The sequence below is a fragment of the Spirochaeta lutea genome (assembly GCF_000758165.1).
Classification (GTDB): domain Bacteria; phylum Spirochaetota; class Spirochaetia; order DSM-27196; family Salinispiraceae; genus Spirochaeta_D; species Spirochaeta_D lutea.
In genome coordinates this window covers 343,315-360,151 of sequence record NZ_JNUP01000065.1, presented here as the reverse complement: position 1 = coordinate 360,151, position 16,837 = coordinate 343,315, and the positions used below count along the sequence as shown (strand labels likewise).

General features: G+C 48.0%; 12 protein-coding genes and 1 pseudogene. 4 read left to right on the top strand and 9 right to left on the bottom strand.

Translation table 11 applies throughout. The features are described from left to right. Nucleotides 1-165: 165 nt before the first annotated feature. The 3 genes from DC28_RS10665 to DC28_RS16640 all read right to left on the bottom strand — a co-directional run bounded on the left by DC28_RS10665 (nucleotide 166) and on the right by DC28_RS16640 (nucleotide 2,905). Nucleotides 166-354, bottom strand: a complete 189-nt coding sequence (locus DC28_RS10665) for a YHS domain-containing protein (protein WP_037548250.1) — start codon at nucleotides 352-354, stop codon at nucleotides 166-168. A 76-nt stretch (nucleotides 355-430) separates the two neighbouring features. Further along, on the bottom strand, nucleotides 431-2,152 hold the full coding sequence (locus DC28_RS10660; protein WP_280938014.1) for a copper-translocating P-type ATPase: 1,722 nt from the start codon (nucleotides 2,150-2,152) through the stop codon (nucleotides 431-433). A 3-nt stretch (nucleotides 2,153-2,155) separates the two neighbouring features. Then, nucleotides 2,156-2,905, bottom strand: a complete 750-nt coding sequence (locus tag DC28_RS16640) for a heavy metal translocating P-type ATPase (RefSeq protein ID WP_202962971.1) — start codon at nucleotides 2,903-2,905, stop codon at nucleotides 2,156-2,158. Between the two features lie 185 nt (nucleotides 2,906-3,090). Here DC28_RS16640 and mrdA point away from each other — a divergent pair, with 185 nt between their 5' ends. Next, a complete protein-coding gene (gene mrdA, locus DC28_RS10655) occupies nucleotides 3,091-5,025 on the top strand; it encodes a penicillin-binding protein 2 (RefSeq protein WP_081942137.1) in 1,935 nt (644 codons plus the stop codon). Here the strand turns inward: mrdA and DC28_RS10650 are convergent. From DC28_RS10650 to DC28_RS16940, 4 genes are all read right to left on the bottom strand, one after another. Then, nucleotides 4,958-7,309 (bottom strand): efflux RND transporter permease subunit, encoded by a 2,352-nt coding sequence (locus DC28_RS10650; protein ID WP_037548246.1) that lies wholly within the window; start codon nucleotides 7,307-7,309, stop codon nucleotides 4,958-4,960. The two genes, mrdA and DC28_RS10650, sit on opposite strands and share 68 nt — an antisense overlap. 249 nt (nucleotides 7,310-7,558) lie before the next feature. Beyond that, nucleotides 7,559-9,151, bottom strand: coding sequence for an apolipoprotein N-acyltransferase (gene lnt / locus DC28_RS10645; RefSeq protein ID WP_162180225.1), 1,593 nt, complete (start codon nucleotides 9,149-9,151; stop codon nucleotides 7,559-7,561). Between the two features lie 82 nt (nucleotides 9,152-9,233). Beyond that, on the bottom strand, nucleotides 9,234-10,070 hold the full coding sequence (lgt, locus tag DC28_RS10640) for a prolipoprotein diacylglyceryl transferase (protein ID WP_037548238.1): 837 nt from the start codon (nucleotides 10,068-10,070) through the stop codon (nucleotides 9,234-9,236). A gap of 25 nt (nucleotides 10,071-10,095) precedes the next feature. Further along, nucleotides 10,096-10,218, bottom strand: coding sequence for an LDCC motif putative metal-binding protein (locus tag DC28_RS16940; RefSeq protein ID WP_408020235.1), 123 nt, complete (start codon nucleotides 10,216-10,218; stop codon nucleotides 10,096-10,098). Between the two features lie 382 nt (nucleotides 10,219-10,600). Between DC28_RS16940 and DC28_RS16935 the strand changes: the two are divergent. The 3 genes and pseudogenes from DC28_RS16935 to DC28_RS10630 form a co-directional block, all read left to right on the top strand. Then, nucleotides 10,601-10,852, top strand: a pseudogene (locus DC28_RS16935) (integrase core domain-containing protein); the annotation flags it as partial. Nucleotides 10,853-11,092: 240 nt separating this feature from the next. Beyond that, a complete protein-coding gene (locus DC28_RS10635; protein ID WP_037548473.1) occupies nucleotides 11,093-12,598 on the top strand; it encodes a bifunctional metallophosphatase/5'-nucleotidase in 1,506 nt (501 codons plus the stop codon). A gap of 284 nt (nucleotides 12,599-12,882) precedes the next feature. Beyond that, nucleotides 12,883-13,227: a hypothetical protein gene (locus tag DC28_RS10630; protein ID WP_037548234.1), complete on the top strand. Its 345-nt coding sequence runs from the start codon at nucleotides 12,883-12,885 to the stop codon at nucleotides 13,225-13,227. 61 nt (nucleotides 13,228-13,288) lie between these two features. On the opposite strand, the gene DC28_RS10625 is transcribed toward DC28_RS10630, so the two are convergent. Continuing rightward, nucleotides 13,289-15,202, bottom strand: coding sequence for a RecQ family ATP-dependent DNA helicase (locus DC28_RS10625; protein WP_052078768.1), 1,914 nt, complete (start codon nucleotides 15,200-15,202; stop codon nucleotides 13,289-13,291). A gap of 1 nt (nucleotide 15,203) precedes the next feature. Continuing rightward, nucleotides 15,204-16,805, bottom strand: coding sequence for a peptide chain release factor 3 (locus DC28_RS10620; protein WP_037548231.1), 1,602 nt, complete (start codon nucleotides 16,803-16,805; stop codon nucleotides 15,204-15,206). Nucleotides 16,806-16,837 lie beyond the last annotated feature (32 nt).

Genomic DNA, 16,837 nt, shown 5'->3' with positions numbered 1-16,837 from the left:
TTTCAAGCCCCCTTACAGAGAGCACTTTTACAGAAAGAATTGTACACTACCGCCAACAATCACAATAGTATTGTGTTTCATGAATTCCTCTCCAGTTTGTAAAGAAGCAGGCTCATCAATTAATGGAGCCTGCTAGTCGATGCTGTGACCTATCTACCAAGTAAATCAACTGCAACACGAATGCCCGGATTCCTCCGCCTTTGAAGAAGCCTTTGACTCATATTTCCAGGGGGTCCGAAGGAATTCATTTTTACATGCCTCAGAACAAAAGTAATAATTCTTGCCCTCATATACAGCGGTGGCTACTGCCTTCTCTTCCTCAAATTCCATATTACATATTGGATCTAATGCCATTTTATACTCCTAACAAATGATGTTCTGTGAAGTTATTATTTGAGTGCTTACTCAGCACATCCTGAAATGTTAATATTTATTTCCCTCCTTTCTTTTTTGGACTTAATGAAATGTTTTTTAGCCTATTAGCATTGCTCACAACGCTGATGGAGGAAACAGCCATAGCAATTTCTGCAAGTACTGGGTGCATCCACCCAATGATTGCCAAGGGAACCATCACGATGTTGTAGAAAAATGCCCAGAAAAGATTTTGTTTGATCTTTTTAAAGGTTTCGGTGCTGAGGATGATTGCAGAAACAACTCCTCCTAACTTCCCGCTTACCAGGGTAACATCACTTGCTTCGATTGCAATGTCTGTCCCTGTTCCTATAGCAATTCCGATATTTGCCTGGGTTAGGGCTGGAGCATCGTTGATTCCATCTCCTACAAAAGCAACAACTGAAAACTGGTCCTGGAGTAGCTTTACTGCATCAACCTTACCGTCTGGCAATACCTCGGCAAGTATATGATCAATACCAACCTGCTTTGCGATTGCCTCAGCGGTACGCCGATTATCGCCAGTAATCATCGCAGTTTTAATGCCTTGGTTATGCAGAGCAGTAATGGCTTCGATGGATTCCTCTTTCAGAGTGTCCGCCATGGCAATGGCGCCAATTACCTTTGAGTCAGATGCCACTATCATGGTGGTTTTAGCTTCGCTCTCAAGCCTGCTTATTTGGGATTCTATATCCTGTACATTTACACCCTCTTCAACCATCAGGCGTTTGGTACCGATAAGGACCTGCTGATTATCAATATTCCCCTGGACACCCTTTCCGCGGATAGTGAGAAAGTCGGTAACCTCTGGTAATTTCTCAATACCCCTATCTCTGGCATGGTTCACCACCGCCTTTGCTAAAGGATGTTCGCTTGCATATTCCACCGCTGCTGCAAGCCGAAGGATGTCTATATCTGAATTCCCTAGGATACTTATAACATCGGTAACCTCGGGTTTGCCTTTGGTGAGGGTTCCGGTTTTATCAAAGGCTACAACTTTTACCTCTTTTAACGATTGAATGGATTCGCCGCTTCGAATGAGAATTCCATTCTCAGCACCTTTTCCGCTTCCAACCATCAGGGCGGTGGGGGTAGCTAATCCAAGAGCACAGGGGCAGGCAATTACTAGTACTGCAACCATTGAGATTATTGCTAGGGTCAAGCTACCAAGGTTTGGGTTTACCCAGGGTAAAAATGTACCTGCTTCAATGAGAGGTTGCATGAGTGATGGAAACACTACCCATGCTAAAACAGTGAGGGCGGCAATACCGATTACGATCGGAACAAATATACCAGTAACCCGGTCAGCAAATTCTTGAATGGGTACCTTTGTTCCTTGAGCTTGCTCCACCATTTTGATTACTTGCGACAAGAAGGTGTCTTTTCCAACCTTGCTAGCCTTAACCTTAAGAAGGCCATCCTGGTTTATGGTGGCACCAATTACCTCATCACCTTCCTCTTTGTTAACTGGCATGGATTCGCCGGTGGCCATTGACTCGTCAAGAGCACTCTGGCCTGATAGTATGATACCGTCGGTAGGAACCTTTTCCCCGGATCGGATTACCATGATGTCGCCAATCTCTACCTGGTCAATGGGGATTTCTACCTCTTTGTTGTCTCGGATAACTCGTGCTGTTTTGGCTCCAAGTTCAAGTAGTTTTCTGATGGCCTGTGACGACCTGCCCTTTGCTGATTCCTCTACATACCGGCCGGTCAGGTGGAAGGCCATGATCATAGCTGCTACACCTGCGTAATTTGCTATTGGCTAAATAAATGATAGAGGACCGGTTAACAGTGATACGCCGGTTCCAATTGCTATGAGGGTATCCATATTTGCATGACCGTGGGTGGTTGCTTTCCATGCGCTTACAAAGGTTTTACGACCAACCCAGAACAACACTGGTATGGCTAAGGCAATCATTCCAAAGTTAAAAACTGCTTCAGATGGCCAAGTGATACCAAAAAACATTTCGAGGAACATCCAGAGAATTATTGGAACAGTAAAAGCCCAGGCTCCAATCATTTTATTGCGAGCATTTTGCATCTTTTGTTGTTCCAACTCCTCCTGATTTATCTGCTTGACATCCTCCATCGGTATAGCGTCGTATCCGACAGACTGGATCATAGAGATGATATCTCTTTCGGAGACGCTTAAAGCGAAGTGAGATATGGTAGCTGTTTCTGTACTCAGATTCACTCTTGCTGAGACGACATTATCCATCCGAGCCAATGCAGCCTCAATTGATGAAGCACAGCTTGCACAAGTCATACCCGTAACATGCAAACTTGTTGTAACCAGAGGTATTTCATAACCTGAACTTTCCACCGCTTCAAGCAGATCTGCTGCTGGAAGATACGGTTTTTCCGTTCTAACGGTCGCTTGCTCGGTTGCAAGATTCACCCGCACTGATTGAATTTCCTTGATTGAAGCTAATGAAGACTCTACATGGGATGCGCAGCTTGCACAGGTCATTCCCCTGATAGGGAAGCTTACTTCTCTTTGCATCGTTGTCATATGTTCCTCCTGGAATAGGTATTTATCTATAATAACTGATTTAAATATACCATACCCCCCAAGGGTATACAAGGGCTTATAAGCATTCTTTCAATTATGATTCCAAGGAAGACTCTTGCAAATGATTTTTCCAATTGGCTCATGTGCATAGATTATTCTCATTGTTTCATGTACCATACCTCCCTATGGTATTAAGAAAAAGTGAGACCTCAAAGAAAACGATCCAACTTAATATTGGTAGGCGCTATACCATCCTATCGGCAATAATGGGGATAGTCATATTTATATATATTATAAAATTATTGTCTCTTCAGGTTGTCGACGCTTTCCTCTACTCCGAACAGGCTAAACGGATAACTCAGAGGACTTCGATAATTGAGGGTCTGAGGGGAGAAATATGGGATAGGGATAGAAAGATTCGGCTAGCAACCAATATTCCCGGTTACACAATCAGATTGAGGTTATTGAATAACCCCAGAGATTCATCCCTTTTTCTTGATGAGCTGGCGGAAATATTAGGATCAGATGTACAGGAATTATCCGACAGAATAGCCTCCGGAAAAAAAGCAGGCCTTAATCTGATCAACCTTCGGACAGATATTGATTTATCTATGGTAACCCAGATCGCCGAACGAATCGAAGCATTTCCAGGAGTTGAATGGATCGAGAATTCTGTTCGCTCGTATCCTCAGGGGGCGAGTCTTGCGCATGTACTTGGTTATACTGGAAAGATCGATGATAGGGAGCTTCAGTTACTTTATAACCAGGGTTATTCTTCTGAATCGGTTATTGGTAAGTCTGGCATAGAGAATGAATATGACATGGATTTGCGTGGTTCCTCGGGGATGAGCAAGGTGACTGTTGATGCATTGGGTCGACCAGTTAGCTCACGAGATGTAATTAAAAAACCTATCAATGGGAATGCAATTGTCTTGACCATTGATATGACCATTCAAAAATTGATTGAAGCCGCATTAGGCAGGAGAAATGGTGCTATTGTGGTAATGGATCCCTCAAATGGAGAAATTCTGGGGATGGCAAGCTACCCGGATTTTAATCCAAACATTTTTTCCACAATATTAACCCCACAGGATGAAACGGGTATTTTTAATGGTGCTGATGCCCCACTACTTAACCGGGCTATTCAGTCTGCTGTTGGTCCCGCCTCAACCTTCAAGGTAGTCCTGAGTGCTGCAATGTTGGAGGAAAAGGTATTTGATCCATTCCAAGAGATTGAGGATCCCGGCTATATCATCGTTGGAAACCAGATGTTCCGAGACCATGTCCCTGATGGGCATGGACGGGTGGATTGGCTAAAGGCCCTGGCTGAATCATGCAACACTTATTTCTATCTACTTGGCAAAGACTATCTTGGGCATGAACAGATTACTAAATATTCAAGGCTATTCGGGTTAGGCTCACGAACCGGTATTGATCTACCCGGAGAGATCACCGGGCTGGTACCTGATCCAGGATGGAAGCAATCTCTCTACTCTGAAGGCTGGACAATAGGCGATACGGTGAATTTATCCATCGGACAAGGCTATCTGGCAACAACTCCACTCCAAATGGCAATCTTAACCTCAGCCATTGTAAATAATGGAATTATCTATAAACCGCATGTGGTCAAAGAAGTCCGGAACGCCGTATCAAACCGCATTGAAAAGGAAATCACTCCCGAAGTGGTTCGAACACTGGATATTGACCCCCTGGTATTTTCTCAGTTGCGCCAAGGTTTGAGGTATGCCATTACTGATGGAACACCAACATCAGTTATAACCACCGATGCTCTACAGGTTGCGGGAAAAACAGGAACAGGCGAAACAGGTGATGAGGATAGGAAACATTCCTGGTTTATTTCCTTCGGTCCTACGGATCCACAGCCCGGTGAACAACAATATGTTGTAGTAGTTTGGATTGATGCTAGTAATCCATGGGAGTGGTGGGCACCGAAAGCGGCGAATATCATATGGCATGGTATTGCAACCGGACAAAACTATGAAGAGTCAGTGATTGATCTGCAGCCGCTTTGGTACCTACCAGTAAACAGCGCTATGCTTTTAACACCTGGTTTCTCAGAAGATGGGTCATTATTGGAAGCAGGGTCAGACTTGCAATAAGGCTGAATAAAGAACCAAAGAATAGGAGAACCCCTAAACCAGATACTAACGGGTCCCCTACAAAATACAAACTACCGAATCCGATCATGGTTGTAAGGGATGTAGTCAACACAGCCTTTCCGGATTTTTGTAGCATCGGGGTAATGGATGTGCTTTTCTCCTCTATAAAGCTACGGATCATGTGAATCCCATCGTCAATTGCTATCCCTAGTATAATGGGAAAAGCGGCTATGTTTGCCGCATTAAACTTGATCCCCATCAAGGATATAAATCCAAGAAGTAAACCAAACCCAGTTACGACAGGAATGAGCACAAGTGCAATGCGTGAGGGCCTTTTAAAATCTATAGATACAATGACTATCATGGCAATAAGAACCAGCAGTGAGCTTGAGATGAGATCCTCTCGAATATAATCCACGATTGTATACCACATAAATGGAGTGCCCGAGGTATTATTTGTTATGCTTTTTAGTCCTTGTATTACAACCTCCATCTGTTCCTTTTCCCACATATTTAGATTGCCATATACGAATGTCGCAATGCTTCCATCGGAACCCTGGTATTTGTCTTGAATTACTGCTGGTAGATCTTCAAAACCGATGGGCCCATTATCAACGGTCTGTTTTAAATATTGGTAGTAGTCTAAAATCTGTGATTGCTGGTCGTTAGAAAACTGTTCAAGGGTGAGATTGTCCAGCTTAGACTCCACCACAATCAAAAGATCCTTAATTTTCTTGATTTTTTCAGTCTGGAGAGTGGGTATGTAAGCCGTAGGTGAATCGATATAGGATGCAATTGATAGGTCTGATAAGGCTTCATATTGTTTTCGGGCCTCAGATATTGACTCTGCAGCTACAATACTAAAATCAAATGACATCCCTGTATCTGCTATCAGTTTTTCCTGGCGTTCAACAGAAGGAATGGCCGGGAGCAATGAGAATGCGTTGTAATTAAACTGCAGTTCGAAATCTATGAAAAATGGTAGAATTAGGATAGCTATAAAGCCCAATAAAATGGGTATCTTCATTTTGAGCAGTACCGTACTCGCGTGGCTTGAGAACTCTACCCCCCCATTGTTAGAGGATTTCTTTACAGCATTAAGTTGCAAAAGAAAAATGGGAAGCAGAACCATCGTAAGTAAAAAACTTATCATTATTCCTATACCAGCAATGAAACCTAGTTCGGATAAGCCCTTGAAGTCCGAAGACATAAGAAGGAAAAAGGCTATAGTGGTTGTTAGTGCCCCTGATGTCAGACCTCTACCTACCTTCTCTATTACTCGGGTAACTGCTTGACTTTTGCTATAGCCCTTGTCAATGAGTAGAAAAAAATGAGATATGAAGTGAATAGAAAAATCAATTCCCAAACCAAGAAGTATTGCTGAAAAGATGCTTGTAACAAGGTTTAATTGTCCTATAACAATCTCGTTTATTCCGATTGTCCATATAATGGCGATTATTACGGGAATGGCTGCCAATAAGGCTGAAGAGAGTCTGTGAAACATGAAGGTAAAAAGAAGGATGATTCCTATCAAAGCGAGAATAGTAACCAATAGAATACGGTCATTGAGATAGCTTTGCTGTTCCTCCATCATCTTCGGCATTCCGCTAACGGTTATTGTTAGGTCCGGAAACTGTGTTTGGATAGGTTGAAGATCTTTGTTTACCTGTTGAATAAGGTTCTTGAAAAAGACCATATCATGATTAGGGTTTGTTGGCCGGGCAATGATTAAAAGTGTTGAACTATCCGGTGTATAGTAATATCCGTTTTGAAATACAAGAGGGTTGTCCGAGATTGACGAGAGCTTCATTTGCATCAGGTTTCCTGTGTTTAATTGAGCGAGAAAGGATAGTACTGTCTGTTCAGATTCAGAGGAAAGAGTCTGGGTAGCTGCGTTAATAAACGTGTCGAGATCTTTTTCTTCAAGATACAACAAGCCTCGCTTGGTAAAAAATTCAACGGGCAAACGGTAATCAACAGCTCTGATCATGCTTGGCAGGTTCCCGAGCATCTCTGCGATTTTTTCAGCAGAATGTTGCTGGATTGTGTTACTGCCGCCAGACACTGTAATAATTAGGCTGTCGAAACCTCCAAAATTCCGAGATGTTTCCTTGAAACTCTGCACTATCGGATCTCTTTCGGGTAGCAGATTATACATTCCCATATCAATAGTAGTAGTGAGGGCAAAGGCTGCAAATACCACTGTAATAATGGCAATAGCGAGTAGAAGAATTCGTTTGTGTCTTTCAAGGAAATAGGTGTATTTCTGACTGATAGTTTCCATGGATCCCTCCTATATTTTCCGTTCCATATTAAGCATACTATACCCCTGTAGGGTATGCAAGGTTTTCCTTCATAGACAGAGCCAGGGTAATTTAGATTACCATTTCCAGGTGGCAATAGAAGCGAACCTACTATCTCTACCCTTCGATGTAGGAGTTATCGTAATCAATGTTCAGACTAACGGTGCAGGGTGTGAGGCTGTCCAGTTTATTAAATCACTTATTACCGCATGGGTCTGTAGAGGCCTTTTTCATGGAGTGGCCATATTGTGTCTGTCAGTGATCCGTTTGTAAAACCCTCGACAAAGATGTTGTGGTAATAGACTGAATGCTAATAGAATGAGGGCAATTCCTACAAGTAGCCACCCAAAACTGTTTCCTATTTGGGTATATATTGTTGGACTGTTCCTCCAGTTATAGATTGGAACCGTTGTTCGTAATGCCTGGGCGGTAAACATCGGCAATGTTACTAGGGTTTTTCCCCAGGGATCAATAACACCAGTTACACCAGCGTTCGTTGAGCGGATCATGGTGGTTCGTGTCTCAATTGTGCGAAACTTGGAGGAAATGAAATGTTGCAACTGGGCTGAATTTGTTTTTGACCATGCATCATTGGTTAGGTTAATAAAAAGATCGACATTCTGCTTTGAAAAAATCTGCGTTATTCCTGAAAATGAGTCTTCAAAGCAGATTGGTGTTGCGAATCGAACTGGTCCGTTTTTACCTTCTACCTGGAATACTGTCTGCCTGTCCCCCGGGGACCAAATAGCAACCAACCCGAGTACATCCTTATAAAAATCTCTGACAATTTGCAGGTTCCAGAAAGGAACTCTCTCTGCAAACGGGACTAGCTGCTGTTTACTGTAATGATCTACGGGGTTACCTTTTCGGTCAAAGAGAATTGTTGAATTATAAGATTTATTATTTTTTGTATAAGGTGCTCCGGTGAGAAGGGGCACGTCTATGTCGGATAGGAAGCTATTAAACGGATACCCTGTCGGATTCGTATCATAGTATGTCACCCATGTATCCTGATATGGATTACGTAATGAGGATTCACTCCATACAACAAGATCCGGGTTGTTTTGGGCAGTATTCTCCTGGGTTAATCTCTGGAGAAGTGAAAGGGTTTCGTTTTGGTTATCCGCAACCCAAGCATCACTGTTTTGCTGTACCATTAGGACATCAAGCTCGTTTGTAATCTCTGCATTATATGCGAGTCTGTTGTACCCGTAGATAATATATATTGTAAGCAGTCCAGTAATAAATACCAAATGTAAAACCAGAATCTTGTAAGTTATCGGAGTAGGATGAACCCGATTTCTGAAGCAGAGCATCAACACCTCAGCAATGAAAGCATTTAGATACAGAACAATAAAACTTATACCGTACACACCGGTGATGTCTGCAATTTGTACTAGGGGTAAAAAATCAGAAAATGGATATGCTGCAAGGCCCCAGGGAAACCCTAAAAACCCAATACTTTTTACTAATTCGTACCCAGTCCAGAATATCCCGAAAATCAGTGGTCTCTGTTTTAGGAAGGTTTTCAGAACGAGCCCTAAGACTGTATTAAGCACCCCATTATAGGTAGTGTACACTACAGTTACCCCACCAATAGTCCAAAGGCTGAATTCTCCAAAGTTAGCAAGCCAGAAGTAGGATAGTATCGTTGATACGGCCCCAAACAAGGCTCCCAATCCCGCCGATTCTCTCAATGATTTGGATGAAATAGTGGCGATGTAAAGGGGGACATATGCAATCAAGCCTAAAGCCGGGTTACCATACCACCAAATCTCATTCGCTTGTGATAAAGGGACTATGATTGCTGAACTCAGAGCCATGAGAAGCTGAGAAATATACCGGGACTTAATTTGACCAGGTATCTCGTGTTCATGGGGCTTGATTTGCGCGAGTCTCATAAGATTATGACCAGTAAATCCTATAGTAAATAAAGGTTGAAACGGCAATTGATATGATGGTTGTGAGCAGAGGGATTATGGTGTTAATTCGATTTACTTTGGTGTGTTGTATTTGGAATTTTTCCTGGTTCCCCAATACCATCCAAATAATGCCTGCAAGAATAATAAATCCTATGCTTGTTATATGCGCAACTGTGAGGGGTGGAAGTATCATTGGGTTCGTTCTGAAGAACTCTACAATGAATCGGTTTAATGAGAAACCGATGGTGTATGAAAGGAAAAGTTGACCTTGAAACCGTATTCTTTCTCTGCTAATCCAAAGTATGAAGAATAAAAGGTAATTGAGTAGTGACTCATACATTTGTACAGGATGAACATGGATACCATCGACAACGACTCCCCATGGAAGTGGACTTTCAATAGGATTGCCAAAAACGTCACAGCCGATTCGTGCCACTGCTTGGGCGAGAATTACTCCTGGGGCGAGAAAATCCGCCATTTTCCAGAAGCCGATAGCGTCTTTTCTAAATGTGATTACACCCCCTATGATGCCCCCGAGAATGCCTCCCTGGATTGATAATCCCCCCTGCCATACAAAAAATATACTCAGGGGGTTTTCGATATATGGTTTTAAATTGAAGATTAAAATGTAATAAACTCGTGCACCAATGATCCCAAAAATCAATATTTTTGTGATGCTATCATATATCAAATCTTTGTCTAGTTTTTTCTTGTCCGCGTCATAGGAGAGGAGACCTATACTGGTCAGAATTCCTATGATGATAAAAAGTCCGAGGAGTGGGATGCTTACGGGCCCGATATGTATTATTCTTGGCGACATGAATGATCCTTACTGGTATTTACGGTTACAACTGTTTCTCAGATTTTTTTTGGAGATCACAGCAATCTAATCGCCCATTACCGAATTGCCGTTTGTTTTCTTTGGCCATGTTTTCTAAGGATCGGTTAATTCTTTTTTTTATGTACATCAAGACTGGTTTGATTGGATTAGCCATAGTGTTATACTCCTAGTTAATTTGAATTTATACCCCCCGTGGGTATATGCAATATATACCCACGGGGGGTATTATACAAGTAGGGTTTGAGAATCTACCCTAATAAACTTTGATATGCTACTGATCCTTTGAATTTTAAAGGTTAGAACACTTTGTGGGGCTGGTTCTTCACCCATTCTCGTAGGCTTCGCGAATCAACGGCTACGAATGCCGATCCTCACTGGCCTGTTTTGACGGCTTTCGAGTCAACCAGCTATAAAATCCGCTTCGGGAGACCTCCAACACATTTACTGGTAGATCGGCAGGTAAATCCCATCGCTGCTCCTTTATAAACGCGTACCTGGCAGCGACTCTTTTGCAAAGTACACGGCGGCTTTTTTTAAGGATTTCTTTCTCCATCTGGGCGTTCGCCATTTCTGGAGAGCACAATATCCAGATCAACATGAATGGCAAAGACCGTACATTGGACAACATTTATGTCGAACGGTTCTTGAGGTCCCTAAAATACGAAGATATCTACATTAAAAGCTATGAGACCATGGCGGATCTCAAATTCGGGCTGAACCGGTACTGTCGGTTCTATAACACCAAAAGGTTTCATAAGAGTTTGGATTATCAGATCCGGATTAAAAGTATGAATCATTTCCGAGACCTGCACAAAAAGCAGGTTCTTGAAGGGGGTTCACCTTTAAATCAAACTGAAAACTATTTGCCGTTTGGGTTTATCTTAATTTGCTTAAAAAATTCATGGGTTTTATCCCAAATCACCATCGATTTGTATCATACTAGGGTACACACTACACGAAGAAGGCGGACCGCTAACCAGTTCCGCCAAGGGAGAATCATTATGAAACGTAACTATCTCATGAGAGCCGGCGTACTTGCTGCGCTGGTATTGTTCCTGGCTATGCCCATCGTTGGACAAGCCGCGGAGATCACCATTTTCCATTTCAACGATACCCATTCCCGGGTAGAGGAAGGCCCCTACGATGGTATGGGACTCGCGAAGCTTTCAGCCTTCATTAAGGCGGAGCGCAGCAACAATGAAAACGTCCTGGTTTTTGACGCCGGAGATACCTTTCACGGCCAGACCATTGCCACCCTGGTTCAAGGCGAAAGCATTGCCCGGATTATGAACGGCATCGGCGTGGATGCTATGGCGCCGGGTAACCACGACTTTAATTACGGCCAGGCACGGCTATTGGAGCTTGACGAGGAAACCGATTACCCAATCCTGGCGGCAAACGTTCTAAAAAACGGCGCCCCCATCCTGACACCCTATACATTCTTCGATGTTGCGGATCTGCGTATTGCCGTTTTTGGGATTGCAACCCCGGAAACCACCTACAAAACCCATCCCGACAACGTTCGGGGCCTGGACTTCCTTGATCCCGTCGATGCAGCCAAGGAACTCGTACCCCAGCTTCGGGAACAGGCAGATGTGGTCATCGGCATCGTGCATCTGGGAGTTGATCCTGATTCATTCCACACCAGTACCCGGCTTGCGAAAGAGGTTCCCGGCATCGATCTGCTCATCGACGGCCACAGCCACACAACCCTCGAAGAAGGCCTCTGGGAGGGCGAGACCCTCATCGTCCAAGCCGGAGAATACGATAAAAATCTCGGAAAGGTTACCCTCCGGGTACAGGGCAGCACCACCAATCTAACCGCCTCCATCATTACTAAGGAGGAAGCCGAGGGAATAACCCCCGACCCGGCGGTTACCGCCATAATCTCCGAGGTGAAAGAATCCATTGAGGCCATGACCAGCGAGGTAATCGGATCCACCCGGGTAACCCTCAACGGGGAACGCGGGGACGTCAGGGCCGGAGAAACCAACCTCGGAAACCTCATTACCGATGCGGTCCTGGATGCCACCGGAGCTGATATCGTTATTACCAACGGAGGGGGAATCCGGGCAAGCATCCCCCAGGGACAGATTACCGTGGGGGATGTAATAACCGTCCTACCCTTCGGCAACTACATCATTACTAAGGAAATTGCCGGAGCCGACATCCTTGCAGCCCTGGAACATGGCATCGACAGCTACCCCGAAACAAAGGGCGCATTTCCCCATGTCGCGGGTATAGAGGTAGTATTCGACGGTACCGCCCAACCGGGAAACCGATTGATCTCCGTTACCCTGGACGGTCAGCCCCTGGATCCTGAAGAAACCTACGTCTTAGCCACCAATGATTTTATGGCGGCAGGGGGAGATGAATACACCATGTTCACCCAAGCCCCGGTGGTGGGAAACTTTGACGGCCTGGATGAAATACTCATTGAATACATCCAAAAAACCGGCAGCGTTGCTCCCCAGGTGGACGGGCGCATGAAGACGGGATCCCGGTAACACGACCCCTTTACCCATTCTTCGGCCCTGAATAACCGGTCATCCGGCCCCTCAGGGACCGGGGAATATGAGCCCGGACGGCCGGTTTTCCGGCTCCCGGGCTTTAATTTTGTTCTGGTTTGGTTTGTAGGTGAGCAACGGGGTGTAACAATCCATGCCGGCGACCTACCCCTGGGGCCGGGGCTCAGCGCACGCCGCTTATCCGGTGCTGGTTACGATCATATAAACCGCTCTGCCTGGGTGCCCTAACCATTCGGTGGTATACTTGGGGGAGGAGGCCCGTTATGAAACCAATCCGCGTTTCTCCAGGGCGGCTGCTTTCAGAACCCCTGATCCTATCCTTCCTGCTCCTGCCCACCTGTCTGTTATTCTATGGAACCCCCGACTTCGATATTCCGGACCAAACCGTTAGTCCGGGAGCCACCCTTGAGCTCTCTCTCCTGGATTTTTACGAGGACAAACCCCATCGGGAAAGCCCCATCTTCAGCCTTGAAGCAGGCTCTGTGGGTGAAATTTCCCAAGACACCTACCGCTGGACCAGATCCCCTGGGGACGGACAGGAGTACCTGGTGACTATCTGGGGAAGCAACGGACTTACCGAGGATTCAGCGGTTTTTACCATCCGGTGAGCTCATCGGGACGCTGGTGCGCGAAGCACCACATTCTGCTCTCCCCGGGAATTCCTGGCACTCATTCCGGCTCTGTCGCCGTTCCCAGGGCAGAAAGAATATCCACGCCGTAGCGCTGAATCTTCACATCCCCCAATCCGTAGATTCCACTCAGCTGATCAAGGGTGCCGGGACGGCGGCTGGCCAGATCTGCCAGGGTTTTATCCGAGAAGATGACGTAGGGGGGGACATTCCGCTGGGAGGCCAGGTCCCTTCGGAGGGACCGGAGAGCTTCGACCAGGGTCTTACTCAATTCGCCCTGGGCCACCGCCTGATCAAGGGTGCTGGTAAGACCCCGGTAACCGCCGGTCCGGCTTCCTGCCTCAGTGCTTTTCCGGTGGGCTGAATCCCCGGCCCTTCCGGGGGCGTCATCGACCCCGGGACGGTAGCCGTCAGCGAGACTCGGGTTCTCCTGGCCTTGGACCTGGGCAAGGAACGGATCCTTGGTCTTGAAGAAGTCCCAGGCCTCCTGGGTAAGGGAGTATCCCCCGAAGTCGTCCCGGCGCCGGAACAGGCCCCGTTGTTCCAGGGTCCGGCCCAGGGCGATCCACCAGTCCCGGGGATGCTCCTGCCCGATTCCGTAGGTACTGATCCGGTCGAATCCCCGGCTGAGCACAGCCTGGTTTCCCGATCCCACCAATACATCGGCGAGTATCCCGCCCCCGAAACGCTCCCCGGTGCGGAACGCGCAGGAAAGCAGCTTCTGGGCCTCCAGGGTCAAATCGTGTTGATTATCATCCCCCCGGCAGCGATCGCAGCCCTGGCAGTCCCGGGCATGGAAATCCTCCCCAAAATGGCGGAGCAGGGAAACCCGCCGGCATTCATGGGACTCGGCCCAATCCACCACCTTGCGCAGCTGGGATATGGCATCACCCGAGGCACCATCCTCGGAATTGCCCAGAATAACCCGCATCTTGTGCACGTCGGCGTAGGAGTACAGGAGGATCCCCTGGGCCGGAAGACCGTCCCGGCCCGCCCTGCCGACCTCCTGATAGTAGGACTCCAGACTCTTGGGCAGATCGGCGTGAATTACATACCGCACATCGGGCTTATTGATTCCCATGCCGAAGGCCAGGGTGGCAGCCATCACAGCTCCCTCGCTCCTGATAAACCATTCCTGATTTTCCCCCCGCTGGGCATCCCCCAGGCCGGCATGGTAGGCCCGGGCGGCAATGCCCTGATCGGTCAGAGCCCGGGCGATACCCTCGCTGCCCTTCCGGCTCATGCAGTAGATTATTCCCGACTGGCCGGAAAAGCGCTTCGCCAGTTCCACCACCTGGCGGCGGCCGCCCTTCTTAGGCAGCACCGCCAGATCGATATTCGCCCGGTTGAAACTGGCGCTTACCAGCCCCCCCTGGGATGTATCCAGGGATAGACTAACGGCAATGTCGTTTTTCACCTCCTCGGTGGCGGTAGCGGTAAGAGCCAGACACGGCACCCCGGGGTACCGCTGGCGAAGCAGTCCGATGCTGCGGTACTCCGGGCGGAAGTCATGGCCCCACTGGGAGATGCAGTGGGCCTCGTCCACAGCCAGCAGACTGAGGTTCTGGGTTGCAAGAAGCTCCCGGAACCGGGGACCTGCGATGGTTTCCGGGGCGGCGTAGAGAAGTTTCAGATGGCCGGAGGTTATGGTATCCAGGGTGCGGGCGTATTCCCGGCCGTCCAGACTGCTGTTCAGGGTCGCGGCAGGCACCCCGGCCTCAGTGAGGGCAGAAATCTGATCGGCCATCAGGGCTATCAGCGGACTAACCACCAGGGTCAATCCGGGCAGACAGAGGGCGGGAATCTGGTAGCAGAGGGATTTACCGCCCCCGGTGGGAAGCACCGCCAGACAATCCCGGCCGGTTAACACCCGCTGGATGATCTGCTCCTGAAAGGGACGGAATTCGGTGTAGCCGAAGGTGTGACTCAGGATCTGGCGGGGATCCCCGGGCATGTTAGGCCTCCTGGCGGCGCAGCTTGAACTCGCTGGTCAGATGGAACTCGATCTTCGGGTTGTCGCTGCGCAGATAGTTCAGCTGCCATTCGCTTTCGGCGAAATATACGGGATTTTCATCCCTGTCCAGGGCGATTTGACTGCCCCGAAATTCCATAAACGCCCTCAGGGCCCCGGGATCTTCGCTGGTAATCCAGCATGCCCTGGCAAAGTTCAGGGGATCGAAGCGACAGCTTGCTCCGTACTCATTGAGCAACCGGTATTGAATGACATCGAACTGCAGGCTTCCTACGGTACCCACAATCTTGCGCCGGCCCTGGTCCTGGATGAAGAGCTGCGCAAGTCCCTCTTCGGTCAGCTGGCGGATTCCCTTCTCCAGCTGCTTGCTCTTCATGGGATCTAGATTCGTGAGCTCCCGGAAGACCTCGGGACTGAAGCTTGGTATTCCCTGGTACATGAACTGTTCGCCCGCCGTTAAGGTATCACCGATCTTCAAATCACCCCGATCATACAAGCCCACCACATCCCCGGGAAAGGCCTGGTCCACCACATTCTTCCGGCTGGCCATAAAGCTGTAGGGATTGGAGAACCGAAGATTCTTCCCCAGGCGGACATGACGGACAAAGGTATTCCGCTCAAACACCCCGCTGCACACCCGGAGAAAGGCAATCCGGTCCCGATGCCGGGGATCCAGGTTGGCGTGAATCTTGAATACAAAGCCGCTGAAATCCGATTCTTCAGCCTCAACCCGCCGCTGATCCGTTTCCCTGCCCTGGGGCAGGGGCGAAATAGAAAGGAAGGTTTCCAGAAGCTCCCGCACCCCGAAATTATTCAGGGCTGAACCGAAAAACACCGGGGCAACCCGGCCCTCCAGGTACGCCTGGTGATCAAAATCCCCGTAGGCACCCTCCACCAGTTCAACATCCTCCCGAAGCACCTGGGCATCCTCGGACCCCACCTGGGCCTCCAGGGTCGGGTCGTCCAGCCCCTGGATGAGCACCCGCTCCTCCTCAACCGTGGACTTGCCCGGCCGGAAGAGGTACAGGTTCTGCTCCACCAGGTTGAACACCCCCTTGAACCGGTCGCCCCGGTTCACCGGCCAGGTTAGAGGACGCACTCGGATGTTCAGCTTTTCCTCCAGCTCATCCATGAGATCCAAGGGCAGCCGCCCCTCCCGGTCCAGCTTGTTCACGAAGACGATCACCGGGGTGTCCCGCATACGGCAGACCTCCATGAGCCGTTCGGTCTGCTCTTCCACACCCTTTACCGAATCCACCACCAGAATGACGCTGTCCACCGCCGTTAAGGTCCGGTAGGTATCCTCGGCGAAATCCTTGTGCCCGGGTGTATCCAGAATGTTGATGATTTTACCGCCGTACTCAAAACTCATTACCGAGGTGGCCACGGAAATCCCGCGCTGGCGTTCAATCTCCATGAAATCCGATGTGGCGCTGCGGTCGATTTTATTGGACTTAACCGCCCCCGCCTCCCTGATGCTGCCTCCGTAGAGCAGCAGCTTCTCGGTCAGGGTGGTCTTTCCTGCATCGGGGTGGCTAATTATGGCGAAGGTACGCCGCTTATCAATTTCTTCCTGTAATGTCATAGGCCGGCTATTCTAAATGATTTTAACGCCCG

Bases quoted from the DNA above. Each gene is read 5' to 3' on its own strand.
- DC28_RS10665 (WP_037548250.1), bottom strand. From the start codon at position 354: ATGGCATTAGATCCAATATGTAATATGGAATTTGAGGAAGAGAAGGCA.
- DC28_RS16640 (WP_202962971.1), bottom strand. From the start codon at position 2,905: ATGACAACGATGCAAAGAGAAGTAAGCTTCCCTATCAGGGGAATGACC.
- mrdA (WP_081942137.1), top strand. From the start codon at position 3,091: ATGGTATTAAGAAAAAGTGAGACCTCAAAGAAAACGATCCAACTTAAT.
- DC28_RS10650 (WP_037548246.1), bottom strand. From the start codon at position 7,309: ATGGAAACTATCAGTCAGAAATACACCTATTTCCTTGAAAGACACAAA.
- lnt (WP_162180225.1), bottom strand. From the start codon at position 9,151: ATGGCTCTGAGTTCAGCAATCATAGTCCCTTTATCACAAGCGAATGAG.
- lgt (WP_037548238.1), bottom strand. From the start codon at position 10,070: ATGTCGCCAAGAATAATACATATCGGGCCCGTAAGCATCCCACTCCTC.
- DC28_RS16940 (WP_408020235.1), bottom strand. From the start codon at position 10,218: ATGTACATAAAAAAAAGAATTAACCGATCCTTAGAAAACATGGCCAAA.
- DC28_RS10635 (WP_037548473.1), top strand. From the start codon at position 11,093: ATGAAACGTAACTATCTCATGAGAGCCGGCGTACTTGCTGCGCTGGTA.
- DC28_RS10630 (WP_037548234.1), top strand. From the start codon at position 12,883: ATGAAACCAATCCGCGTTTCTCCAGGGCGGCTGCTTTCAGAACCCCTG.
- DC28_RS10625 (WP_052078768.1), bottom strand. From the start codon at position 15,202: ATGCCCGGGGATCCCCGCCAGATCCTGAGTCACACCTTCGGCTACACC.
- DC28_RS10620 (WP_037548231.1), bottom strand. From the start codon at position 16,805: ATGACATTACAGGAAGAAATTGATAAGCGGCGTACCTTCGCCATAATT.